Below are 23,093 nucleotides of genomic sequence, written 5' to 3'. Positions count from 1 at the left end.
TCCTTGGTGAGGGGTGGCGCGTGATCACCGCCGATCCTCCCACGGGAGGCGACGCGGCCGCGGGTCACCCGCCCGGCGTGGGGACGTCGCCGAGGCCGAGACGAGGTGGGGAGGAGTCAGCGGGAGCGGACGACGGCGACCGAGCCCGAGACCGCGACGACGTCCTCGACGAGCGCGACGGCGACGTCGGGCAACCCGGTCTTCTCGACGACGGCCTTCCGTGCCCGGTAGAAGAACCAGCTGCCGACGAGGGCGCCGGACGCCCCGGCGAGCGCTGCGGCCACAGGGGTGCCCCGACGGCCGGTGCCGGCCATCGCGATCCCCGCGACGGCACCGGAGACCGCGCGACCGAACAGCGGGCCGGCACCGACCCGACTCGGCGTGGCCGGCAGCTTGTCGCCGACGAGCTCACCGACACCCGTGGCCACCAGGGCGCCACGACCGAGGGGTGAGCGGAACAGGCGCCAGCGCTGCCAGGGGCCTCGCGCCTCCCGGGCGTCGTGGTTCAGGGCGAGGACGGCGAGTGGCGTCGCCGAACGTGATCCGCTGAGGACGCCGAGCAGGGCGGCACGGAGCAGGGGCGGCAGGGAGTCGGTCTTCGACATGACGGGAGTCCTCGTCGTCAGGCGGACGCCGGGGCGCCCACGATCGGGAGCGGGACGGGACCGACGAGCCGACCGCGACCTGCGACGCTCGGGGCTCCGCCACCAGGATTCGAACCTAGACCTAACAGCTCCAAAGGCTGTCGTGCTGCCGTTACACCATGGCGGACCGCGCGTGCGCGCCGGACCATTCTGCCAGACCGCGACTCGACCGAGGTGACCGCGAGGGGTGACGTGCCCGCCGGGCCGCACCGCGCCTCCCGCGTCCGAGGACGGCCTCGGGCATGATGGGCGGATGCCCGAGCAGGACGAGGTCGACCGGATCGTCGAGGCGTGGCGCCACGAGCGACCCGACCTCGACTTCGCGCCGCTCCACGTGCTCTCGCGCGTGGGTCGGCTCTCGAAGCACCTCGACCGGGCGCGACGCGAGGCCTTCCACGCCAGCGCCCTCGAGTCGTGGGAGTTCGACGTGCTCTCGGCGCTGCGTCGGGCCGGCGGCTCCTACCAGCTGAGCCCCAAGACGCTGCTGCAGCAGACCCTCGTCTCGAGCGGCGCGATGACCAACCGCATCGACCGGCTGGTCGCGCGGGGCCTGGTCGAACGCCGCACCGACCCGAACGACGGCCGGGGCATCCTGGTCACGATGACGCCCGAGGGGCGCCGCGCCGTCGACGCCGCGATCGAACGACTCGTCACGGCCGAGGACGCCCTGCTCAGCGACCTCAGCGACGACGACCGCCTCCGGTTGACCGACCTGCTGCGCACGCTGAGCCTGACGCTCGGCGGCTGAGTCGGGCGACCGACGGAGCACGTCGGCCCGGCCCCCTACGCCAGCAGCTCGCTCAGCTCGAGCCAGCGCACCTCGAGTTCGCCCGTCTTGTGGTCGAGCGCCGTCAGCTTCGCCTGCAACGCGGCCAGGCCGTCGAAGTCGGACTGGTCGAACGAGGCGAACTGGGCCAACAGGGTCTCGCGCTCGCCCGCGGCCTTGGCGAGCTTGCGGTCGATCGAGCCGAGCTCTTTCTCGGCGTTGCGCTTCTCGGCTCCCGACAGGCCCGAGGCGGCGGCCGAGGCCGCGACCGACGCCGAGGCCCCCTGGACGGCCGTCGGGCGGTCGGTCGCGCCTCCTTGGTTCTGGGTCGCCTCGCGACGCAGCTGGAGGTACTGGTCGACACCGCCGGGCAGGTGACGGAAGCGGCCCTCGAGCACGGCGTACTGCTGGTCGGTCACGCGCTCGAGCAGGTACCGGTCGTGCGAGACGACGAGCAGGGTGCCGGGCCAGCCGTCGAGGAGGTCCTCCATCGCGGCGAGCATGTCGGTGTCGAGGTCGTTGGTGGGCTCGTCGAGGATCAGCACGTTCGGCTCGTTCAGCAGGATGAGCAGGAACTGCAGGCGGCGCTTCTGGCCACCGGACAGGTCCTTGATCGGCGTCTGCAGCTGGGCACTGGTGAAGCCGAGGCGCTCGAGCAGCTGCCCGGGCGTCATCTCTTTGCCGCCGGTGACGTACGAGGTGCGCTGTCGCCCGATGACGTCGTTGACCCGCTCGTGGGCGACCTCGTGCAGGTCGGCGAGCTGCTGGTCGAGGATCGCGAACTTGACCGTCTTGCCCTGCTTGACGCGCCCCTCGGTGGGCGTGATGGCCCCGGTGACGACCTTGAGCAGCGTCGACTTGCCGGCGCCGTTGACTCCGAGGACGCCGGTGCGCTCGCCGGGAGCGATGCGCCACTCGACGTCCTGCAGGACGCGCTTGTCACCGAACGAGACACCGACCTCGACGAGGTCGACGACGTCCTTGCCGAGTCGCGCGGTCGCCATCTGCGACAGCTGGACCGCGTCGCGCACGGGCGGCTCGTCCGCGATCAGCTCGTTGGCCGCGTCGATGCGGAACTTGGGCTTGGTCGAGCGCGCCGGGGCCCCGCGACGGAGCCAGGCGAGCTCTTTGCGCATCAGGTTCTGGCGCTTCGACTCGGAGGCCGACGCCATGCGGTCGCGCTCGACCCGCTGCAGCACGTACGCCGCGTAGCCGCCCTCGAAGGGTTCGACGATGCCGTCGTGGACCTCCCACGTGTCGGTCGAGACCTCGTCGAGGAACCACCGGTCGTGGGTCACGACGACGAGGGCGCCCGAGTTGGGCGACCAGCGGCGCGAGAGGTGCTGGGCCAGCCACGCGACGCCCTCGACGTCGAGGTGGTTGGTGGGCTCGTCGAGGAACAGGACGTCCCAGTCGCCGACCAGCAGCGTCGCGAGGGCCACGCGTCGACGCTGGCCGCCCGAGAGGTCCTCGACCCGCGCCTCCCACGGGATGTCGGTGGCGAGGCCCGAGATGACGTCGCGGATGCGCGCGTCGCCGGCCCATTCGTGCTCGTCGCGGTCGCCGACGATCAGGCTGCCGACCGTGGCGCCCTCGGGGAGCACGTCGCGCTGGTCGAGCATGCCGATCGTCAGGCCGCGGCGGGTCGTCACGCGGCCGTCGTCCGGTTCGAGCCGGCCGGCGAGCACCGACATGAGCGTCGACTTGCCGTCGCCGTTGCGGCCGACGACACCGATGCGGGAGCCCTCGTCGATGCCGAGGGTCACCCCGTCGAGGACGACCTTGGTCGGGAATTCGAGACGGAGGTTTTCTGCGCCGAGTAGATGAGCCACCACAGAAGCGTAGACGGCCCGGGCCGGGCGGCCGACTCGGCGGCGCACGGCCGGTGTCAGCCCAGCGACGCCACCCACTCGTCCGAGCCGTCGGTGAACTCCTGACGCTTCCAGATCGGGGTGCGGGCCTTGACCTCGTCGACGAGGGCGGCGCAGGCCGCGAACGCCTCGGCGCGGTGGGCCGACGCCACGGCGCAGGCCAGGGCGACGTCGCCCACGACGAGGTCGCCGTACCGGTGCTCGACCGCGATCGCGACCTCGGGGTGTGCCTCGGCCACGGCCAGCGCGACCTCACGGATCACCTCGGACGCGGTCGGGTGCGCCTCGTAGTGCAGCGCCTGGACGCCACGCCCCTCGTCGTGGTCGCGCACGACCCCCTCGAACGTCACGACCGCCCCGGAGGCGCGGCTCGTCACGAGCGCGGAGCACTCGGCCACCGACACGGTCACGTCGACGACGCGGGCGAGCAGCACGCGCTCGGAGGCGGGTGCTGCCGAGGGTGCGTTCGGCGCGCCGGAGCCCGGGGTGGCGCCGGCCTCCCGGGTGGGCTCCCCGCCGGGCAGGAGGGTCGGATCGTCGGCGGTCATGCGGCCCCCTCGGGACTGGGATGGCGGTTCTGGGCGTGGTCGACCCCGTGCAACTGGTCGACCACGTGGTCGAGGACGTCCTCGAGGACGGCGAGCCCGTCGCGCACCCCGCCGCGCGAACCGGGCAGGTTGACGACGAAGGTGCCGCCGGCCACGCCCGCGAGCCCACGGGAGAGGACGGCCAGGGGCGTCGAGGCCGCGCCGCGCCTCCTGAGCTCTTCGGCGATGCCGGGCAGCTCGCGGTCGAGCAGGGGCAGGGTCATCTCGGGCGTCGCGTCGGTCGGCGAGACGCCCGTGCCACCGGTGGTGACGACGGCGTCGACGCCCCACTCGAGCGCCGCCTCGAGCACCGCGCCGACCGGTTCGCCGTCGGCCACGACGACGGGACCCTCGACCAGCCAGCCGCGCGCCGCGAACCAGTCGCGGATGACGGGGCCGGTCGTGTCGTCGGCCGTGCCGGCGGCCGCGCGGGTCGAGGCGACGACGACGACGGCCCGGCGCCGGTCGGAGGAACCCGAGGGGGTCGGGCCGTCCGGCACGGCGGGACCCGGTGCGACGGTGGCGTCGCTCATCGCGACCAGTCCCCCGACTTGCCGCCCTGCTTGTCGAGCACCTTGATCTCGCCGATCACGGCGAGCGCGTCGACCGCCTTGATCATGTCGAAGAGCGTGAGGGCCGCGACCGACGCGGCGGTCAGGGCCTCCATCTCGACCCCGGTGACGCCGCGGGTCGAGACGCGCGCGATCACGGTGACCTGCGCCTCCGCGGTCTCGAAGTCGACGGTGATCGCGCCGAGCGGCAACGGGTGGCAGAGCGGGATGAGCGTCGGAGTCTGCTTGGCGGCCAGGATGCCGGCGATGCGGGCGGTGCCGAGGGCCTCGCCCTTGGGCAGCGAGCCGTCGACCAGTCGCGCGATCACGTCGGGCCGCGTGGTCAGCACGGCCTGGGCCGTCGCGACGCGCTTCGTCTCGGTCTTGCCGGTCACGTCGACCATGTGCGCGGTGCCGTCGTCGCGGACGTGCGAGAGCGGGGCGTCGGACAGCGCGGTGTCGGCCAGCGGGGTGTCGGACAGCGGGGCGTCGGACAAAGGCACGTCGGGCGGCGGGTTCTCGGTCATCGGTCGGCCTTCTCGTGGGGGGCGGGATCGTCGAGCGCCCAGACCTCGACCCGGTCGCCCTCGTCGACGCGGTCGACCCCGACGGGGACGGAGACGAGCACGGTGGCCTCGGCGTGGGCGGCGAGCAGGTGCGAGCTGGGCCCGCCGACGACGTGGGCGCGCCCGTCGACGTCGACCCGCCCGCGACGCAGCTGGTGCTTGCCGACCGGCGAGTCCAGGGGGTGCGCCATGGGCACGGTCCACCGCCGTCGGGGCAGGCCGACCCCCGTGACGCCGTTCAGCGCGGGACGAAGGAAGGCCTCGAACGACACGAGCGAGCTGACGGGGTTGCCGGGGAAACAGACGACGGGCAGCTCGCGATCGCGCACGAGGACGCTGCCCCAGCCCTGCGGCCCGCCGGGCTGCATCGCCACCGAGCCGAAGCTGACGCCCGAGCCCTCGAACGCGTCGCGCACGACCTCGTAGGCGCCGGCGCTGACCCCGCCGCTCGTCAGCACGAGGTCGACCTCGTCGGCGTGGCGGGCGACGACGGCGAGCAGGGCGGCCGCGTCGTCGGTCACCCGGGCGGTCGTGACGATCACGCCGACCTCGGCGATCGCGGCGGCCAGCGCGACGCCGTTCGCGTCGTGGATCTGGCCGGGCCCGAGCGGGGCACCGGGTGCGGCGAGCTCTTCGCCGGTGGAGACCAGCAGGAGGCGCGGGCGGCTCCGTACCTCGACCGCGTCGATCCCGGCGGCGGCGAGCACGCCCCACCGAGCGGGCGTCAGTCGCGTCCCGGCCGCGAACAGCACGGAACCCGCGACGACGTCGCTGCCCGCGGCCCGGACGAAGGCCCCGGCGGAGACGCCGGCCGGCACCTCGACGACGGCGTCGACCCCGACGGGAGGGAACGCGTCGGGCGAGACCTTCTCGATGGGCACGATCGCGTCGGCGCCGGCGGGGACGGCCGCACCGGTCATGATCGGGGCGGCGGTGCCGGCGACCAGGTCGGGGGCGGCCCGGCCGGCGGGGATGCGCGCCGCGACCCGGAAGCTGGTGGGACCGGCCGGGTCGAGCCCGGCGGTCGAGACGGCGTAGCCGTCCATCTGCGAGTTGGCGAAGGGCGGCAGGTCGATCGGGGCGACGACGTCGACGGCGAGCACCCGGTCGCGGTACCGGTCGGAGCGCGAGGCGAGCGCCTCGGGGCTGACCACGAGTGCATCGACCGGCCGGGCCCGCACGGCGGCCTCGACGACGGCCGTGACCTCGGCGAGGTGGGTCTCGATGGTGCGCACGCGGTTCCTCTCGGGCGATGGTCAGTAGCGTATCGGGGGTGACCGACCCCGCGACCGAGACCGACGTCCCTCAGCCCACCCGCGCCTCCTCGGGGCCGCCGCCCGTCGACGTCGCCGTCATCGGCGGATCGGGGCTGTACTCGCTCTTCGCCGAGGGCGAGGCGACCCGGCACGTCGTCGAGACTCCCTACGGCCCGACCTCGAGCGAGGTGACGATCGGCGAGCTGGGCGGCAAGCGGGTGGCGTTCCTCACCCGGCACGGCGCGGGCCACGCGGTCGCGCCGCACCTGATCGACTACCGGGCCAACGTGTGGGCGCTCGCGTCGCTCGGAGCGAAGGCCATCGTGTCGTCCTCGGCGGTCGGCGGGGTCAGCCCCGACGTCGCCCCGGGCACGATGGTCGTCACCGACCAGTTCATCGACCGCACCTGGGGACGCCGCGACACGTTCTTCGACGTCGAGGGGCACGTGCAGCACCTGATCGCCGCCGACCCGTTCGACCCCGTGCTCCGGGCCGCCGCGATCGCGGCCCTCGAGGCGCAGGGCGAGCCGTTCGCCCCGACCGGCACCTGCGTCGTGATCCAGGGGCCGCGGTTCTCGACCCGGGCCGAGTCGCTGTGGTTCCGTGCCGCGGGGGCGCACACGGTCAACATGACGATGTACCCCGAGATCCCGCTCACCCTCGAACTCGGCATGGGGGCCGTCAACCTCTCGTACGTGACCGACAGCGACGCCGGTCTGGCCCCGGCCGAGGGCGACGCGCCCGACGCCGACGCGGTGAGCGCCTCGCTCGTCTTCGAACGGCTCGCGGCCGCCCAGCCGCGCATCGTCGCGGCCATCGAGTCGATCGTCGCCGCGTTGCCCGACGACTACTCGCCGCGCGAGCTGATGCCGCCCGAGGCGGTGGCCGAGGTGCTCTCGCGGCCCGTCTCGGCTCGGAAGGCCGCGCTGTGAACGCGGCCCGCGCCTCCTCGTCAGCTGCCCCCGCTGCGTCCGCCGACGGTCCCGGCCTGCTGCTCGTCACCGGCGGGGCCGGCTTCATCGGGTCGGCGATCGTCGACCTCGCGCTCGAGGGCGGCTGGCGGGTGCGCGTGCTCGACTCGCTGCGGCCCGACGTGCACGGCGGCGAGCCGACGGTCGACCCGCGCGTCGACTTCGTGCACGGCGACGTGCGGGATGCCGAGACCGTCGACCGGGCACTCGTGGGCGTCGACGCGGTCTGTCACCAGGCGGCCAAGGTCGGGCTCGGCGTGGACTTCCAGGACGCGCCCGACTACGTCTCGTCGAACGAGCTCGGCACGGCCGTCGTGCTCGCGGCGATGGACCGCGCCGGCGTCGACCGCCTCGTCGTGGCCTCGTCGATGGTCGTCTACGGCGAGGGCAGCTACCGCACCTCGTCCGGCGCGACCGAGCGCCCCGCCCCCCGCCGGATCGCCGACCTCGACGCCGGCGTCTTCGACCCGCGTGACGAGGCGGGTGAGCTGCTCGAGCCGCAGCTGATCGGCGAGGAGGCCCCGCTCGACCCCCGCAACGTCTACGCCATCACGAAGCTGACCCAGGAACACCTGTCGACCTCGTGGGCACGCAGCACCGGCGGTCGGGCCGCCGCCCTGCGCTACCACAACGTCTACGGTCCGGGCATGCCGCAGAACACGCCCTACGCCGGCGTGGCCTCGCTCTTCCGCTCGGCGCTCGAACGCGGCGAGGCACCTCGCGTCTTCGAGGACGGTGCCCAACGGCGCGACTTCGTCCACGTCCGCGACATCGCGTCCGCCAACCTCGCGGCCCTCGGGTGGACGGCCGACCAGCCGACCGACACGTTCCGAGCGTTCAACGTCGGCAGCGGCACGGTGCACACCATCGGCGAGATGGCCGAGGCCCTGGCCCGCGAGGCCGGTGGTCCCGAGCCCGTCGTCACGGGCGAGTACCGTGCGGGCGACGTGCGGCACGTCACCGCGTCGTCGGCCCGGTTGCAGGGCGAGCTGGGCTGGCGACCCAGCGTGACCTTCGAGCAGGGCATGCACGAGTTCGCCACGGCCCCGCTGCGCGCCGCGGTCGTCCGGTAGGCGGAGTGGGGCGGCTCCCCCCGTTCGGGGCGCGGGCCGCCCGTTCCCATCACCTTCATGGGATCGCATCCGTACAGTCGACAGGATGAGCAGCCCCCGAGTCGACGTCGTGCTTCCCTGTCTCGACGAAGAAGGCGCGTTGCCGTGGGTGCTCGGCCGCCTGCCCGAGGGCTGGCACGCCATCGTCGTCGACAACGGCTCGACCGACGACTCCGCCCGCGTCGCCGCCGAGCACGGCGCGACCGTCGTGCAGGAGGCGCGGCGCGGCTTCGGCAGCGCCGCCCACGCCGGTCTCGAGGCGGCCACGGCCGACTACGTGGCGTTCTGCGACGCCGACGCATCGATGGACCCCGCCGACCTCGTCGCCCTCGCCGCCCCCGTGATGGCCGGTGACGCCGATCTCGTCCTCGGCCGTCGCCGCCCGACCACCCGGGGCGCCTGGCCGGTGCACGCCCGCCTCGCCAACCTCGCCCTCTCGCACCTCATGCGGCGCGCCAGCGGCGTCGCCCTGCACGACCTCGGCCCCATGCGCGTGGCCCGGCGCCGGGCACTGCTCGACCTCGACCTGAAAGACCGCCGCAGCGGCTACCCGCTCGAGATGGTGCTGCGCGCCAGCGAGGCCGGCTGGCGCATCGTCGAGCAGGACGCCCCGTACTCGCCCCGGGTCGGCCGGAGCAAGGTGACCGGCACCATCCGCGGCACGTCGGTCGCGATCAAGGACATGTCCCGCCTGCTGCGGGAGGTCGGCCGATGACGACCCTCGTGGTGATCGCGAAAGAGACGATCCCGGGCAAGGTCAAGACGCGCCTGCACCCCCCGCTCAGCCTCGAGCAGGCCGCCGACGTGGCCGCCGCCGCCATCCAGGACACCCTCGACGTGGCCCGCCGCCTGCCGGCCACGCGGCGCGTGTTGCTGTTCGACGGCAACCGGAGGCCCGTCGGCTCCGAAGACTTCGATGTGATCCCTCAGATCGGTGGCGACCTCGACGCACGCCTCGGCGCCCTCTTCGACGAGGTCGACGGGAAGACCGTGCTGATCGGCATGGACACCCCCCAGGTGACGGTCGAGGCCCTCGCACCCGTCTTCGACGCGTGGACCGACGACGTCGACACCTGGTTCGGGCCCGCGAACGACGGCGGATTCTGGGCGCTGGGCCTCGCCCGACCGACCGGCGACCTGCTGCGCGGCGTGCCGATGTCGCGGGACGACACGGGCGCCCACCAGCTCCGTCGGCTCGCCGACGCCGGCCTCAGCGTGCGCATGCTGCCCGAACTCGTCGACGTCGACACCATCGACGACGCCCGCCTCGTCGCGGCCACCGCACCCGACAGCCGGTTCGCGGCGGCCCTGCGGCACGCCGAGGCCGCTGCCACCACCACCACGAACGGCGTCGCCCGCACGACCGATCCCGCCACAGAAGGGGTCACCTCGTGACCATCGCCCCCGACCGACCCGCCACCTTCGGATCAGGAGGCGCGGAGCCGTACGCCCGCGCCCTGCGTCACGAGGGGCTCCTGCAACTCGTCCGCGTGACCGGCGGTGCCGGACGCCCGGCGTCGCCCCCTGCCGCGGGCGACGCCGACGAAGCGTTCGACGTCGCGCGCTGGAGCGCCGACGCCGACGCCGCCGACCTCACGACCCTCGACGACGAGACCGGCCCGGTGCTCGACATCGGCTGCGGGCCCGCCCGCATGGTGCGTGCCGCCGTCGACCGCGGCCTGACCGTGCTCGGCCTGGACGTCTCGCCCACGGCCGTCGCGATGGCCCGCGAGGCCGGCCTGCCCGTGGCCGGCGGTTCGGTCTTCGACCCGCTGCCCCGCGAGGGCCAGTGGAACCTCGCCCTGCTGCTCGACGGCAACGTCGGCATCGGCGGCGACCCGACGGCGCTGCTGACCCGCTGCGCCGAGATCCTCACGGCGACCGGCTCGATCGTCGTCGAGACCGCCCCCGAGGCGTCGCTGGACGACAGCTACGAAGCCCACGTGGTCGACGACCAGGGGCACGCCAGCGCGACCTTCCCCTGGGCCGAGGTCGGCCGCGAGGCCCTGCACCGCCACGCCAAGCGGTCGGGCCTGCGAGTCGCTCAGACCTGGTCGGTCGACGGACGCACCTTCTGCCGCCTGCGCGCCAGGTAGAGCGCCACGAGGCCGGCGGCCACCGCCGCGATCACGAGCCAGAGCACGGCCAGGCGCAGGCCGTAGTCGAACGGCAGCACCGTGTCGTTCTTCGGGCCCTTCGTCTTCGCGACGATCTCGGGCACCACGATCAGCGAGAAGATCGCCCCGACGACGACCGCGCCCTGCACGATCCAGAGGACGGCAGGTCGGACGCGACGCCCGGTCCGTCGCACGACCAGCGAGACGACGGCCACGACGGGGGCGAGCACGGCGTCGTGGACGACGACCGAGCCGACCAGCCAGAGCAGCAGGCCGCCGTACCGGTTCGGGTTGACCGTGTCGGTGAGCACCCAGCCGCCGAGGCCGATCAGGGCGATGCCGAGGGCGATCAGCACCCCCCGCACGACGCGGACGGTGCGCGACGTGCCCGCGCCTCCGGCGCTCGACGCGGCCGAGGGGACGCGCGCGGTCACGAGAGCACCTCGATCGAGCTGAGCCACTTGGTCTGCAGCACGCCGGGGCGCCCCGGGGCGATCATGCGCGCCGGGTAGCCGTGGTCGATGCTGAGCGGCTCGCCGTTCAGCTCGAGGGCGACGAGGGTGCGCGGGTCGGAGGCGTACTCGGGGCCCATCTCGGTCACGCGGTAGCCACCCTTCTTCTCGAGGCTGGTGAGCCGCAGACGGTGGTCGGTCGGGGCTCCGGCGGCGGCCAGCAGGTCGACGAGGCGGACCCCGCGCCAGGCGCCGGTCTGGCTCCAGCCCTCGACGCAGGCGATCGGCAGGCGCTCGTCGGCCCCGTCGAACCCGCGCAGGGTGTCGAGCGTGAACGAGGTCGCGACGCCGCCGACGACGACGTCGAGCCGCCAGTCGGGGTCCATGGCCGTCTCGAGCACCTGGGCCGCGGCCGCCGTGCGGTTGATCGGCAGGTCGTTCGGACCGAGTCCGCGCTGCCGCGGAGCGAAGGCGTTGAGCGGCGACAAAGGGGCGAAGGACTGCCCGGCCGTGAGCGCGACGACTCCCCCGGTGGCGACGCCGGCGGCGGTGAAGAAGCCGCGGCGCGACACCCGGGCGCGACCCGGCTCGCGGTCGACGTCGTGCGCGGAGTCGATCCAGCGCGTCACGCGGCCGGTGAGGCCCCGGGCGGGAGCAGGAGGTGCGGCGTGCGGATCACGGTCGCGTCGCGTCCCGTCGGCGTCGCGCACGGCACGGAAGCGGGCGAGCTCGGCGGTCGCCTCGGTCTCGCCCACGAACGCGGCGCGGGCCTCGTCGAGCTCGGCCGACGGCTCGACGAAACGCCCCTCGGCGTCGTAGCTGTCACGCGCCCGCCAGTAGCGGGTGATCAGCGGCAGCTTCACCGCGATGTGGACGGCGAGCGAGCCGATGATGACGAACGACAGGGCGAAGTGCACCTGCTTGAACGGGAACGGCCACGGGTAGTACTGGTACGTGTTCAGCAGGCCGGTGACGAGCTGCAGGATCGTCGCCGCGACGAACAGGGCGATGGAGGCGCGCTCGAGCACGTCGACCGGGTGCTTGATCGGCGGGTGCTGGAAGAGCTGCGGGAACACCGAGTGCAGCTTCGCCAGCAGCAGGGGGATGCAGGCGATCCCGGCGGTGATGTGGATGCCCTGGCTCACCTGGTAGAGCCAGACGGGGCTCGTCGGGAACCGCATCCCGTCGAGCGGTTCCTGCAGGAAGTGGCTGTAGAGCCCGGTCAGCAGGCAGATGACGAACGCGGCGCCGAGGAGGCGACCGAAGACGGTCGCCGACCGGGCGTTGCGGTTCGGCGACGAGGCGGCGCGGCGCGCCTCGTACAGCAGGCGCCTCATGGTGTTGGTCGTCTCATGTGGCTCATCATCTCCGATGTGCACGACTCCCAGGGCCGATTCGGCCAGACTGGGGGCGTGCGTACTGTGTTCGCGGCCGTGGCCGTCCTCGGATTGGCCGGGGCGATCGCCTGGGGAGTCGTGAACGTCGGGTTCCTCACGAAAGAACTGCGGACCGACTTCGTCGTCTGGACCGCCGTGTGCTGGGCGCTGTTCGCCCTGGCGGTGGTGCTGCTGCGACGGGTGCCCGTGCGACACGTCACCGCTCTCGTCGTGGCGGGCACGGCCCTGGTCGGCGGGGCGGGTCTGACCGGCGTGCCCAACACGAGCACCGACCCGGCGCGCTACGCCTGGGACGGCATCGTGCAGACCGCCGGCGTCTCGCCGTACGAGTACACGCCCGACGCAGGCGAGTTGCGCGACCTGAGACCGGCGTGGATCTTCCCCGAGTCGACGCCGTTCACCCGCGACGACGGCACGATCGGCGAACGCTGCGGCGAGCCCGACCGCCAGGTGCACCGCGCCTACGACAGCCAGACCGGCGACGTCGTCTGCACGTTGATCAACCGGCCCGACGTGCCGACCATCTACCCGCCGATGGCCGAACTGTACTTCTGGGCGGTCTCGGCGGTGGTCGGTCCCGACGCCGGGTTCTTCCCGCTGCAGGCCATGGGCTTCGTGCTCGTGCTGGGGACGACCCTGGCCCTGCTGGCGACCCTGCGCCGTCGCGGTCTCGACCCCCGCTGGGCCGCGCTGTGGGGCTGGTGCCCGCTCGTGGTCGGCGAGGGCGTCACGAACTCCCACGTCGACCTCCTGGGTGCCGTGCTCGTGGTCGCCGCGTCGTTGCTCGTCGCGACCGGCCGGCGACTCCGCGGCGGCATCGCGCTCGGGGCCGCGATCGCGACCAAGTTGATCCCGGTGATCGCGGCACCCGCCCTGCTGCGCGGGCAGCCCTGGAAGGTGATCAGCGCCTCCGTCGTCACCTTCGCCGTGCTCTACGTTCCCTACGTCGCCATGACCGGGTGGGGCGTGCTCGGGTACCTGCCGGGCTACCTGACCGAAGAGGGCTACGAGGACGGGTCGCGCTTCGTGTTCCTGTCGGCCTTCATGCCGGACGCGTGGACGACACCGGTCGCCGTGCTGATCGTCGGCGTCACGGCGGTGCTCGTGTGGGTGAGGACCCCGGCACACGACCCGTGGCTCGGGCAGCTCGTGATGATCGGCGTGACGCTCGTCGCGGTCAGCCCGCGCTACCCCTGGTACGCGCTGCTGCTCGTGCCGTTCGTCGCGCTGACCGGGCGGGTGGAGTGGCTGGCGATCCCGCTCGCCCTGCTCGTCCGGCAACTCGAGCCGGGCATGGCGCTGCAGCGGGCGTCGCTCGCCTCGGCCGTGCTCGTCATCCTGCTCGTGACGCTCTGGCGGGCCGGCCCCGGCTTCACCGACCGGTTGCTCGACGCCGTCGGGCACGACGTCGACCGGCTGCGTCGGGTCGTCGGCCACCGACGGTCCGCCCCCTCGTCGGCCCCCGGGCCCGCTCAGACCAGGTAGGCGACGGCGTCCCCGGCGTCGAACGAGAAGCGGACGGCGCTGCCCGGCACGAGGTCGAGGCCGGCGACCACGCCGGGCGGGACGTCGGCCGACACGTCGCCGGCCCGGACGCGGACGACGTCCCCGCGGGGCTCGAGGTCCGTGACGACGACGTCGAGGACGTTCTCGGATGGCGTCGGACTCGCAGGGGACCCGGTCGACACGCGCACGGTGCTCGGTCGCACGGCCACCGCGGCCGCCGCTCCCGCCGGGAGCCCGTCGGCGGACCGGGCGGTCAGCTGGGTGCCGTCCTCCAGCCGGACGCCTCCCCCGTGAGCCGTGCCGGTCAACAGGTCCAGGCCCGCGAGCCCGGCCGCGAACGGCGTGGTCGGGCGTTCGAGGACGTCGTGCGTCGGTCCGGCGTCGACGACCCGACCGCCCTCGAGCACGACGACCCGGTCGGCCAGGGTGAAGGCGTCGAGGACGTCGTGCGTGACGACGATCGCCGTGCGGTCGGCCAGGACGTCGCGGAGGGTCCGTCGCAGGGCGGGAGCCACCGACACGTCCAGGGCGGCCATCGGCTCGTCGAGCAGAAGCAGGTCGGGACCCGCCGCCAGGGCGCGAGCGACGGCGACGCGCTGCGCCTGGCCGCCCGAGAGCTGCGCCGGCCGGCGGTCGGCGAGCCCCGTCGCGTCGACCCGGGCGAGCCAGTCGGCGGCACGTCGGCCGGCCTCGTGGCGCCGCACGCCGGCGCTGCGCGGGCCGAACGCGACGTTGTCGAGGGCACTGAGGTGGGGGAAGAGCAGGGCGTCCTGCGCGAGCATCGAGACGCCACGCTCGTGCGGGCGCAGCGCAGGCCCCCGCCCTCGGTCGTCGACGTCGAAGAGCAGGTGGCCACCCAGCCGGGCCGTGCCGTGGTCGGGTCGCAGCAGGCCCGCGATCAACGCCAGCAGCGTCGACTTGCCCGCACCGTTCGGGCCGAGGACGGCCACCGTCTCGCCCTCGGCGACGGTCAACTCGACGTCGAAGCCGCGGTCCTCGACGACCGCCGCGAACTCGAGCGTCACGACCCGCGCCTCCTCGTGGCGGCACCGGAGGACTGGCCGGCCTGATGCGCGAGGGCGACGACGACGACCGCCACGAGGACGAGCACGAGCGACAGCGCCACGGCGGCGTCGGGGTCGGTCTCGCGTTGCAGGTAGATCTCGAGCGGCAGGGTGCGCGTGACGCCCTGCAGCGACCCGGCGAAGGTCAGCGTCGCCCCGAACTCGCCGAGGGCGCGTGCGAACGACAGCACGGCTCCCGAGACGAGGGCGGGCAGCACGAGCGGCAGGGTGACCCGCCGCAGCACGGTCGTGGGTCGGGCCCCCAGGGTCGAGGCGACGGCCTCGTAGCGCGTGCCCACCGTGCGGAGGGCGCCCTCGAGGCTCAGCACCAGGAAGGGGAGGGCGACGAAGGTCTGGGCCAGCACGACCGCCGTCGTCGAGAACGCGATGGTGACGCCGAGCGCGTCGAAGGTCTGGCCGAGCAGGCCGCGGCGCCCGAAGGTGTAGAGCAACGCGATGCCCCCGACGACGGGCGGGAGCACCAGCGGCAGCAGTACGAGCGACCGCAGGACCTTCTGGCCGCGGAACTCGGTGCGGGCCAGCACGACGGCCATCGGGACGCCCAGCACGACGCAGATCAGGGTGGCCGTCATCGAGGTGCGGAGGCTGAGCCAGAACGCGGCGACCGAGGACTCGGACGTGACCAGCGGCACGAACTCGGCCCAGTCGACCCTCGACACCATGGCGACGAGGGGCAGCAGCACGAAGGCGGCACCGAGCGCCGCGACGACCGCGACCCAGGCCGGGACGCTCGCGTACGCCCGGCGACGTCGACGGAGGAGGCGGGCGGAGGGCCCGGGCCTGACGGTCGAGGTCACGGACTGCCGAAGCCGGCGGCCCGCAGCACGCCCTGCCCGACCTCGCCGGTGACGAAGGCGACGAACGCCTCGGCCACCTCCGGGTTCGCCGTGTCGGCCACGGGGGCGATCGGGTAGGTGTTGACGGCCTGGTCCGCCTCGGGGAAGTCGATGCCCTCGACACCGTCGCCAGCGGCCTCGACGTCGGTGACGTAGACCAGCCCGGCGTCGGCCTCGCCCGAGGTGACCTTGCCGAGCACGTCGGTCACCGACGACTCCTCGCTGACCGGCGAGATCGTGACGCCGGTGGCCTCCTCGACGGTCTTCGTGGCCGCCCCGCAGGGCACCTGGGCCGCGCAGATCACGGTCTTCACGTCGGGCTTCGCGAGGTCGGCGAAGTCGGAGACCCCGGCAGGGTTCGACGGCGGCACGGCGATGGTGAGGACGTTCGTGGCGAAGTCCTCGGACGCCGACGGGTCGACGAGACCGGCGTCGGTCAGCTCGGCCATGTTCTTCTCGTCGGCCGAGGCGAAGACGTCCGCGGGGGCGCCCTCGGTGATCTGCGTGACGAGATCGGACGACCCCGCGAAGGTCAGCTCGACGGTCGTGCCGGGGTGGGCCTCCTCGAACTCGTCGGCCAACTCGGTGAACGTCTTCTTGAGCGAGGCAGCGGCGTAGACGGTGATCGACCCGTCGAGCGCCGAGCCGGAGGCCGTCGGGGTCGCGCTGGTCGCCGGATCGACGCTCGCACCCGAGCAGCCCGTCAGGGCGAGGGCCGTCGCCACCGCGAGGGTTCCGGCGAGCGTCGTGAGGTTCGAGCGGATTCTTCTCATGGGTCAGGCCTTCCCGCCGGGGGTCTCGATGATGACCGTCGTGGCCTTGACGACGGCGATGGCCACCGAGCCGGGCTCGAGGCCCAGCTCGCGGACGGCCTCGCTGCTCATCAGCGAGACGATGCGGTGGGGTCCGCACTGCAGTTCGACCTGGGCCATGACCCGGTCCGCCGTGATCTCGGTGACGACGCCCACCAGGCGGTTGCGTGCCGAGCGCCCCACCTCGGACGGGTCGGCGGGCAGGACGGCGTTCTTCCGGGCGAGCGTCGCGAGCGCGAGGCCGTCGACCACGCCGCGCCCGGCGTCGTCCTTCACGCTCTCGAGCAGTCCGAGGTCGATCCAGCGACGCACCGTGTCGTCGCTCACGCCGAGGAACGCCGCGGCATCCTTGATCCGTATCTGCGTCATGAGAGCTATCCTAGTTCCGAATGCGCGGACGCGCGCCCCCGGCGGACGTCGTCGGGCGAGCCTCCGACGCCGGGCGCCGTGCGCCGGTGAGCGAACGGAGGCGCGGGTCGCCTCCCCCGGACACCGCACGTTCGGCCTCGCGGGCTTAACCTCGACGAATGACCGTCTCGCTCGGACTGCCCACCATGCCCGGCCGGGCCTCCGCCGACGCCCTGCTGCCCCCGCGGCCGACGAACGACGTGGCACCCGGACTGCTCGACCGCTTCGGTCGGACCGCGACCGATCTGCGGGTCTCGCTGACCGACAAGTGCAACCTGCGCTGCACGTACTGCATGCCGGCCGAAGGCCTGCCGGCGCTCCCCCGTGAACAGGCGCTGGACGCCGACGAGATCGTGCGGCTGGTCGGCATCGGCGTGCGTGACCTCGGCATCCGGCAGGTGCGGTTCACCGGCGGCGAGCCGCTGCTGCGTGCCGACCTGATCGACATCGTCCGACGGGTCGCCGCGATCGACCCGCGGCCCGAGGTCTCGCTGACCACGAACGCCATCGGCCTGGCGCACCGCGCCCAGGCCCTCGCCGACGCCGGGCTCGACCGGGTCAACGTGTCGCTCGACTCGCTGCACGCCGAGACGTTCATGAAGGTCTCGCGTCGCCCGTTCCTCGACAAGGTGCTCGCCGGGGTCGACGCCGCCGCGGCGGCCGGCCTCACCCCGGTCAAGATCAACGCGGTGCTGCTACCGGGCGTCAACGACCACGAGGCGCCCGACCTGCTCGCCTGGGCCCTGCGCGGCGGCCACGAGCTGCGCTTCATCGAGCAGATGCCGTTGGACGCCGACCGCAGCTGGGACCGCGCCTCCTTCGTCACCTCCCGGGACATCCACTCGCTGATCGCCACGCGCTTCGACCTCAGCCCCGCCGACGTCCTGCGTGACGGCGCCCCCGCCGAGCTGTTCGACGCCGTCGGCCGCGGCGACGACGCCGGCCTGACCGGGCGGGTCGGCATCATCGCCTCGGTGAGCGAACCGTTCTGCGCCGACTGCCGACGCACCCGCATGACCGCCGAGGGCGGCATCCGCAGCTGCCTCTTCAGCGGCGGCGAGACCGGCCTGCGCGACCTGCTGCGCAGCGGGGCGAGCGACCTCGAACTGGCCGACGCCTGGCGCGGCGCCATGTGGGCCAAGCCCTCGGGCCACGGCATCGACGACCCTGACTTCGTCCAGCCCGAACGCACCATGAGCGCCATCGGAGGCTGAGATGACGACCACGAACCCCGCCCCCACCGTCGACGAGGCCGCCTCGACCCCCGTCTCGGCGACGCTGCGGTTCTTCGCCGCCGCCCGCACCGCCGTGGGCCGCGACGACCAGCGCGTCGAGGTGCCCGCGGGCGAACGCCCGACCATCGGACGCCTGCTGACCGAGGTCCGCCCGGTCGAGGGCGTGTCGGCCGCGGACTTCCGCGACGTGCTGCTGCGCTGCTCGTTCCTCGTCGACGGCCTGACCACGCGCGACCGCGAACAGCTCGTCCCCGACGGCACGGTGATCGACGTCATGCCGCCCTTCGCCGGCGGCTGACGGCAGCCCGCCTAGGGCCGCGTGGGTGCCCCCTGCGCGAGCTGCCACCCGAGCATGCCGCCGTGCAGCACCGACACGTCGAAGCCCTCGCCCGCCAGCAGGTCGGCCGCGGCGCGGGCCCGGGGACCTCGGGCGCAGTAGACGACCACCCGCTGCGCCGGGTCGAGCTCGGGCCGCTGACGGGTGCGCGTGCCGTACCCGGGGGCCTGCACGTCACCGGTGATGTGGGCGAAGTCGTGCTCGTCGACCTCGCGCACGTCGAGCAAGGTGAAATCGGCGTCGCCGGCCGCGCGCGCCCCGAGCAGGGTCGACAGCTCGTCGGCGTCGACGTCGGGGCCGACGCGACGGCCGCGCACCGGTGCCTCGGTGGTGGTCGCCGACGTCCCCGGGACCGAGGACGAGGAGGCGCGGCGCGCGTCGTTCACCGTGGCCCGGGCCTCGACCCGGTGCGGGGCACGGGCCAACCGGCTCTCGCGCCAGGTGCCACCCAGGGCGTCGACGGTCACGACCCGGCCGAGCAACGGCTCGCCCAGACCGGTCAGCAGCTTGACGACCTCGCTCGCCATGCCCGTGCCCACCGTGCCGCACAGCGGCCCCAGCACGCCGACGTCGGCACAGGACTCGTCCCAGCCCGAGGCGGGCGGGGCGGGGTGGAGGTCGCGGTAGTCGACCGCCCGGCCGTCGGGGGCGTCGTCCCAGAAGACGCTGAACTGGCCGTCCCAGCGGTTGACGCTGCCCCAGACGACCGGCAGGCCACGGGCGGCCGCGGCGTCGGCCACGAGGTAGCAGGTGTCGAACGAGTCGCTGCCGTCGACCACGAGGTCGTAGTCGTCGAGCAGGTCGGCGGTGCGTTCGCTCAGGCGGAACGGGTGGGCGACGACGGTCACGTCGGGGTTCGCGGCGCGCACCCAGTCGGCGGCGGCACGGGCCTTCGGGAAGCCCAGCTGGTCGGGGCGGAACAGCACCTGGCGTTGTAGGTTCGACAGATCGACGGCATCGTCGTCGACGATTCCCAGGGTTCCCACACCCGAGGCTGCGAGATATTGGATGACCGGCGCGCCCAGCCCGCCGGCCCCGACCACCAGCACCCTCGACGCCGCCAGGCGCCCCTGGGAGCCCAGACCGAACCCCGGCAGGCGCACGCTTCGCGAGTAGCGTTCGCCCTCGGCGGGGTCGCCGCCGTGTCCGCCGTCGCGCACGTCGGCACCGTGCACGCCACCGTCGCGCACGGCCGCCCCGTGCGCGTCACCACCGTGTCGCGCGCGAGATCCGCCGAGAGGGGGAAGAGACGACATGACGAACCTCCTGAATCCGGCCGACCGTCGTTCGACCGCGCCCACTGTACCCACGACCTCCGACACCGGTCGGGGCACGACCCTCGCGCGCCTCCGGCACTGGCGTCACCTCGACGCCCTGCTGATCGGGCTGCTGGCCGCGGCGATCTCGGGTGCCTTCCTGTGGGTGCCCTCGGTCTGGTACGACGAGGCCGCGACGGTCATCTCGGCGACCCGCAGCTGGGGACAGCTCTGGCAGATGGTCCAGACCGTCGACCTGGTGCACGCCACCTACTACGCGTTCATGCACCTCTGGTTCGACGTGTTCCCGTACTCCCCCGTGTCGCTGCGCGTGCCCAGCACGATCGTCACGGGGCTGGCGGCCGCGTTCACGGTCGTGCTGGCGCGCACCCTGGCCGACCGCCGGACGGCCGTGGTCGCCGGCCTGCTGTTCTGCCTGATCCCCCGCGTGACCTGGATGGGCGGCGAGGGCCGTTCGTACGCCTTCTCGGCGATGTTCGCCGTCGTCCTGACCATCGTGCTCGTCACCGCCGCGCGCCGCACCGCCCAGGTGGGCGAGACCCGCACCCGGGCGTCGGCGGTGCGCTGGTGGGTCCTCTACGCGGTGCTCGCCGTCGTCTCGGTGCTGTTCTTCCTGTACGTGGCCTTCGTCGTGGTGGGGCACGGCGTCACCATGCTGGTGCAGTGGCGACGGGAGCGCCGCCTCCGCGCCTCCTCCGGGTCGGTGGCGCGGTCGCACGACGCCGCGGCCCCGCCCCCGCTCGTCGGCGGACCGCACGGCGCGCGCGGCTCGTTCCTCGGCTGGTTCGCCGGCGCGGCCGTCGCCGGTCTCGCGAGCCTGCCCGTCGTGTACTTCACGTCCGAGCAGAGCGGCCAGGTCGGCTGGCTCGACCGACCGAGCTTCGCCACGATCAACCAGGTGCTGACGACGCAGTGGTTCTACCAGAACGACCGTTTCGCCGTCTTCGGCTGGATGCTCGTGGTCGCCAGCCTGGTCGTCGTGGCCGCCGGTCTCGTGCCCCGCGCCCGGGGTCTCGCCGAGGTCGTCCTGCCCTGGATGATCGTGCCCACGGTCGGCCTCGTGGGCGTCTCGCTCGTGACCGAACCGCTCTACTCGCCGCGCTACCTGACCTTCGGCACCCCGGCGGTCGCGATCATGATGGCCGTCGCGGTGGCCGCCATCCCCTGGCGGCGGGTCATCGCGCTCGTGCTGCTGCTCGCCCTGGTGCTCACCGCCCCGACCTGGGAACGTCAGCGACAGCCCGAGGCGAAGGACTCCGCCGCCTGGAACCAGGTGGCCGACCTCGTCGCCGAGCAGCGCGCCCTCGAGCCCGCCGGAACGACCGAGGGCGTCGTCTTCGGCCCCGTGCGTCGACACCCGAAGGCCACGTCGCGCATCATCGAGAACACCTACCCCGCGGCGTTCGAGGGCATGTCCGACTTCACGCTCGAGACCCCCGCGGCCGAGACCGGCGGCCTGTGGGAGGTCCAGCACCCGCTCGAGGACGTCATCGACCGCACCGACGACCTCGACGTCGTCTGGCTGATCACGAGCGACAAGCAGGACTGGCGCCCCCGCGTCACCGCCGACCTCGCCGCGAAGGGCTTCCACGTCGCCGACGAGTGGCACCTCACCCGCACGAACGTGCTCAAGTACGAGCGCTGAGCCCGCGAGACCCCGCGAAGTCGCCGAGACCCCGCGAAGTCGCCGAGACCCCCGTGCGCGCGCGGGGGTCTCGGCGACTTCTTAGGGTCTCGGGGCCCGCGGCGAACGAGTCAGTCGGTGACGACGCGGGCGCCGTGCACGGGACCCGTCGCGCGCACCACCGTGAGGCGGGCGGCGCTCAGGGCGATCTGGAGTTCGAGGGCGCCGTCGAGGTCGGGCGCGAGGAACGCCACGGTCGGGCCGGAACCCGACACGATGCCCGCCAGGGCGCCGTTGCCCTCGCCGAGCTCGAGGACGTCGGCCAGGCCCGGCTGGAGGTGCAGGGCGGGCGCCTGGAGGTCGTTGTGCATGGCGTCGGCGAGCATGCCCGGGTCACCCGCGCGGAGGGCCTGCAGGACGCCGGCGTCGACGACGGGGTGCCGCACCGACCGGATCTCGCCCTGGTGCCGCAGCCGGTGGGCGTCGAGTTCGTCGTAGACGCGGGGCGTCGAGAGGCCGACGTCGGCCACGGCCAGGACCCACTGGAACTGCCCCTTCGCCAGGGCCGGGCTGAGTTCGTCGCCGCGGCCGGTGCCGATCGCGGTGCCCCCGGCGAAGGCGAACGGGACGTCGGCCCCGAGTCGCGCCGAGAGCCGCAGGAGTTCGTCACGACCGACGCCGGTGCCCCAGAGGGTGTCGCACGCGAGCAGCGTGGCGGCGGCGTCGGCCGAACCGCCCCCCATGCCGCCGGCCACGGGCACCGCCTTGTCGACGGTCAGTGCGACGCCGCCCGTGTAGCCGGTCGTCTCGGCCAGCAGGCGGGCGGCCTTGATCGCCAGGTTGGACCCGTCGGTGGGCACGCCCGACACGTCGATCGACGGACCGCCCGCGACGCTGACCGTGAAGCCGTCGGCGTGACGCGCGCGCACGTCTTCGTAGAGCGACACGGCCTGGTAGGCGGTCGCGAGGTCGTGGTAGCCGTCGTCCTGCAGGTCGCCGACAGCGAGGAAGACGTTGATCTTGCCCGGTGCACGCGTGTGGACCACGGTCGGGGCGGCCACGGACGTCATGCGTCCAACCTAGTCAGTTCTGGCGATCACTCATGACGCCGAACGCCCGCGTCAACCCCTCTTTCACGGGCTGCACCCGTTCGGGCAGGCGCAAGCTGCCCTGCGTCAACGACACCGAGCACTTCGGACCGGCGGTCGACATCACCCGGAGGCGCAGCGTGTCCCCGTGCGCGAGGGTCCAGTCGGCGGTCGGGTGCGTCGCCGACCGGGTGACGACCTCGGGTGGGCCCCCGGCGTACCCGGCGAACCGGGCGACGGCGAGGTCGAACAGTTCGAGCGCTCCGCCCCGCAGGCTCCGGCCGACGGTGACCGCGTAGCTGCCGTCGGGCTGACGCCCGGGCGGCTCGACGCCGCGCTCTTGCTCGTAGCGCACCGTGATGCCCTCGGCCCACCACGGCACGACCTCGAACTCGTCGACCAGGAGGCGCGAGATCTGCTCGTGGGACAGTCGCGTCGCCCCCGCGGCGTCGAGCCGCGCGAACCACTCGGCCGCACTGCGCCCCGTGCCCGACCCGAGTCGGGCGTCGCTGAGCCGCTGTTCGTCGCGCCCACCCCCGACCCCGCCCGTGCCGGGGGGCACGCCGCCGGAACCGTCCTTGCGTCGGGGCACGGC

The 23,093-nt window shown here is 73.6% G+C and carries 25 protein-coding genes, 1 tRNA gene and 1 pseudogene; 10 read left to right on the top strand and 17 right to left on the bottom strand.

Annotated elements, in window-relative coordinates; genetic code table 11:
- Positions 1-116 precede the first annotated feature (116 nt).
- Together IFT88_RS04890 and IFT88_RS04885 are read right to left on the bottom strand one after the other, a co-directional pair.
- Positions 117-605 carry a DUF4126 family protein gene (locus IFT88_RS04890; protein WP_192119168.1) on the bottom strand — a complete coding sequence of 163 codons (489 nt, stop codon included), beginning with the start codon at positions 603-605 and terminating at the stop codon, positions 117-119.
- 94 nt (positions 606-699) lie between these two features.
- Positions 700-771, bottom strand: a tRNA-Gln gene (locus IFT88_RS04885).
- Between the two features lie 126 nt (positions 772-897).
- On the opposite strand from IFT88_RS04885, the gene IFT88_RS04880 reads away from it, so the two are divergent.
- Positions 898-1,392, top strand: coding sequence for a MarR family winged helix-turn-helix transcriptional regulator (locus tag IFT88_RS04880; RefSeq protein WP_043596399.1), 495 nt, complete (start codon positions 898-900; stop codon positions 1,390-1,392).
- A gap of 35 nt (positions 1,393-1,427) precedes the next feature.
- Here the strand turns inward: IFT88_RS04880 and IFT88_RS04875 are convergent, their stop codons facing one another.
- The 6 genes and pseudogenes from IFT88_RS04875 to IFT88_RS04855 all read right to left on the bottom strand — a co-directional run bounded on the left by IFT88_RS04875 (position 1,428) and on the right by IFT88_RS04855 (position 6,220).
- Positions 1,428-2,762: an ABC-F family ATP-binding cassette domain-containing protein gene (locus tag IFT88_RS04875; RefSeq protein ID WP_446718820.1), complete on the bottom strand. Its 1,335-nt coding sequence runs from the start codon at positions 2,760-2,762 to the stop codon at positions 1,428-1,430.
- An 11-nt stretch (positions 2,763-2,773) separates the two neighbouring features.
- Positions 2,774-3,176 (bottom strand): annotated as a pseudogene (locus IFT88_RS17755) (ATP-binding cassette domain-containing protein); the annotation flags it as partial.
- A gap of 122 nt (positions 3,177-3,298) precedes the next feature.
- Entirely contained in the window at positions 3,299-3,829 is a 531-nt protein-coding gene (locus tag IFT88_RS04870) for a molybdenum cofactor biosynthesis protein MoaE (RefSeq protein ID WP_192119166.1), read from the bottom strand.
- Entirely contained in the window at positions 3,826-4,401 is a 576-nt protein-coding gene (locus tag IFT88_RS04865; protein WP_082060127.1) for a MogA/MoaB family molybdenum cofactor biosynthesis protein, read from the bottom strand. The genes IFT88_RS04870 and IFT88_RS04865 overlap by 4 nt, the downstream gene beginning before the upstream one ends.
- On the bottom strand, positions 4,398-4,946 hold the full coding sequence (moaC, locus tag IFT88_RS04860) for a cyclic pyranopterin monophosphate synthase MoaC (RefSeq protein ID WP_192119165.1): 549 nt from the start codon (positions 4,944-4,946) through the stop codon (positions 4,398-4,400). The genes IFT88_RS04865 and moaC overlap by 4 nt, the downstream gene beginning before the upstream one ends.
- Entirely contained in the window at positions 4,943-6,220 is a 1,278-nt protein-coding gene (locus IFT88_RS04855) for a molybdopterin-binding protein (RefSeq protein ID WP_192119163.1), read from the bottom strand. The genes moaC and IFT88_RS04855 overlap by 4 nt, the downstream gene beginning before the upstream one ends.
- 38 nt (positions 6,221-6,258) lie before the next feature.
- On the opposite strand from IFT88_RS04855, the gene IFT88_RS04850 reads away from it, so the two are divergent.
- The 5 genes from IFT88_RS04850 to IFT88_RS04830 all read left to right on the top strand — a co-directional run bounded on the left by IFT88_RS04850 (position 6,259) and on the right by IFT88_RS04830 (position 10,420).
- On the top strand, positions 6,259-7,173 hold the full coding sequence (locus IFT88_RS04850) for an MTAP family purine nucleoside phosphorylase (RefSeq protein WP_342212065.1): 915 nt from the start codon (positions 6,259-6,261) through the stop codon (positions 7,171-7,173).
- A gap of 56 nt (positions 7,174-7,229) precedes the next feature.
- The gene (locus IFT88_RS04845; protein WP_192119464.1) at positions 7,230-8,285 is read left to right on the top strand and encodes an NAD-dependent epimerase/dehydratase family protein; all 1,056 of its coding nucleotides are present in this window, start codon (positions 7,230-7,232) and stop codon (positions 8,283-8,285) included.
- A gap of 85 nt (positions 8,286-8,370) precedes the next feature.
- Positions 8,371-9,039 carry a glycosyltransferase family 2 protein gene (locus tag IFT88_RS04840; RefSeq protein WP_043596396.1) on the top strand — a complete coding sequence of 223 codons (669 nt, stop codon included), beginning with the start codon at positions 8,371-8,373 and terminating at the stop codon, positions 9,037-9,039.
- Entirely contained in the window at positions 9,036-9,719 is a 684-nt protein-coding gene (locus tag IFT88_RS04835; protein WP_192119159.1) for a TIGR04282 family arsenosugar biosynthesis glycosyltransferase, read from the top strand. Before IFT88_RS04840 ends, IFT88_RS04835 begins: the two co-directional genes overlap by 4 nt.
- On the top strand, positions 9,716-10,420 hold the full coding sequence (locus IFT88_RS04830; RefSeq protein WP_082452614.1) for a class I SAM-dependent methyltransferase: 705 nt from the start codon (positions 9,716-9,718) through the stop codon (positions 10,418-10,420). The genes IFT88_RS04835 and IFT88_RS04830 overlap by 4 nt, the downstream gene beginning before the upstream one ends.
- Here IFT88_RS04830 and IFT88_RS04825 read toward each other — a convergent pair.
- Positions 10,369-10,875 (bottom strand): hypothetical protein, encoded by a 507-nt coding sequence (locus IFT88_RS04825; RefSeq protein WP_192119157.1) that lies wholly within the window; start codon positions 10,873-10,875, stop codon positions 10,369-10,371. The two genes, IFT88_RS04830 and IFT88_RS04825, sit on opposite strands and share 52 nt — an antisense overlap.
- A complete protein-coding gene (locus IFT88_RS04820; RefSeq protein ID WP_192119155.1) occupies positions 10,872-12,230 on the bottom strand; it encodes a molybdopterin-dependent oxidoreductase in 1,359 nt (452 codons plus the stop codon). The genes IFT88_RS04825 and IFT88_RS04820 overlap by 4 nt, the downstream gene beginning before the upstream one ends.
- A 75-nt stretch (positions 12,231-12,305) precedes the next feature.
- On the opposite strand from IFT88_RS04820, the gene IFT88_RS17595 reads away from it, so the two are divergent.
- Positions 12,306-13,775 carry a glycosyltransferase 87 family protein gene (locus IFT88_RS17595; protein ID WP_192119153.1) on the top strand — a complete coding sequence of 490 codons (1,470 nt, stop codon included), beginning with the start codon at positions 12,306-12,308 and terminating at the stop codon, positions 13,773-13,775.
- Here the strand turns inward: IFT88_RS17595 and IFT88_RS04810 are convergent.
- Genes IFT88_RS04810 through IFT88_RS04795 form a run of 4 tightly spaced genes read right to left on the bottom strand, consistent with a single transcriptional unit; the run spans position 13,763 to position 16,898 of the window.
- Positions 13,763-14,821: an ATP-binding cassette domain-containing protein gene (locus IFT88_RS04810; protein ID WP_192119150.1), complete on the bottom strand. Its 1,059-nt coding sequence runs from the start codon at positions 14,819-14,821 to the stop codon at positions 13,763-13,765. The genes IFT88_RS17595 and IFT88_RS04810 overlap by 13 nt on opposite strands.
- Entirely contained in the window at positions 14,818-15,678 is an 861-nt protein-coding gene (locus IFT88_RS04805; protein WP_043593475.1) for an ABC transporter permease, read from the bottom strand. The genes IFT88_RS04810 and IFT88_RS04805 overlap by 4 nt, the downstream gene beginning before the upstream one ends.
- On the bottom strand, positions 15,675-16,490 hold the full coding sequence (modA, locus tag IFT88_RS04800; protein ID WP_043593467.1) for a molybdate ABC transporter substrate-binding protein: 816 nt from the start codon (positions 16,488-16,490) through the stop codon (positions 15,675-15,677). Before modA ends, IFT88_RS04805 begins: the two co-directional genes overlap by 4 nt.
- Positions 16,491-16,493: 3 nt before the next feature.
- Entirely contained in the window at positions 16,494-16,898 is a 405-nt protein-coding gene (locus IFT88_RS04795; protein ID WP_043593466.1) for a TOBE domain-containing protein, read from the bottom strand.
- A 158-nt stretch (positions 16,899-17,056) separates the two neighbouring features.
- Here IFT88_RS04795 and moaA point away from each other — a divergent pair, with 158 nt between their 5' ends.
- Both moaA and IFT88_RS04785 read left to right on the top strand, forming a co-directional pair.
- Positions 17,057-18,151 carry a GTP 3',8-cyclase MoaA gene (gene moaA, locus IFT88_RS04790; protein ID WP_369700682.1) on the top strand — a complete coding sequence of 365 codons (1,095 nt, stop codon included), beginning with the start codon at positions 17,057-17,059 and terminating at the stop codon, positions 18,149-18,151.
- A gap of 1 nt (position 18,152) precedes the next feature.
- Positions 18,153-18,470: a MoaD/ThiS family protein gene (locus IFT88_RS04785; RefSeq protein WP_043593465.1), complete on the top strand. Its 318-nt coding sequence runs from the start codon at positions 18,153-18,155 to the stop codon at positions 18,468-18,470.
- Positions 18,471-18,481: 11 nt separating this feature from the next.
- On the opposite strand, the gene IFT88_RS04780 is transcribed toward IFT88_RS04785, so the two are convergent.
- Entirely contained in the window at positions 18,482-19,765 is a 1,284-nt protein-coding gene (locus tag IFT88_RS04780; RefSeq protein ID WP_082452612.1) for a ThiF family adenylyltransferase, read from the bottom strand.
- On the opposite strand from IFT88_RS04780, the gene IFT88_RS04775 reads away from it, so the two are divergent.
- On the top strand, positions 19,764-21,431 hold the full coding sequence (locus IFT88_RS04775; RefSeq protein ID WP_192119148.1) for a glycosyltransferase family 39 protein: 1,668 nt from the start codon (positions 19,764-19,766) through the stop codon (positions 21,429-21,431). The two genes, IFT88_RS04780 and IFT88_RS04775, sit on opposite strands and share 2 nt — an antisense overlap.
- A gap of 110 nt (positions 21,432-21,541) precedes the next feature.
- Here IFT88_RS04775 and IFT88_RS04770 read toward each other — a convergent pair whose 3' ends face one another.
- Positions 21,542-22,480 (bottom strand): 4-(cytidine 5'-diphospho)-2-C-methyl-D-erythritol kinase, encoded by a 939-nt coding sequence (locus IFT88_RS04770; RefSeq protein ID WP_056229106.1) that lies wholly within the window; start codon positions 22,478-22,480, stop codon positions 21,542-21,544.
- A gap of 13 nt (positions 22,481-22,493) precedes the next feature.
- Positions 22,494-23,090, bottom strand: coding sequence for a hypothetical protein (locus tag IFT88_RS04765; protein ID WP_192119146.1), 597 nt, complete (start codon positions 23,088-23,090; stop codon positions 22,494-22,496).
- Between the last annotated feature and the right edge of the window lie 3 nt (positions 23,091-23,093).

The sequence above is a fragment of the Frigoribacterium sp. CFBP 8751 genome, assembly GCF_014841545.1.
In the GTDB taxonomy this organism is placed as follows: domain Bacteria; phylum Actinomycetota; class Actinomycetes; order Actinomycetales; family Microbacteriaceae; genus Frigoribacterium.
Note: the sequence above shows the minus strand (reverse complement) of the source record. Positions and strands in the feature narration are given on the sequence as shown.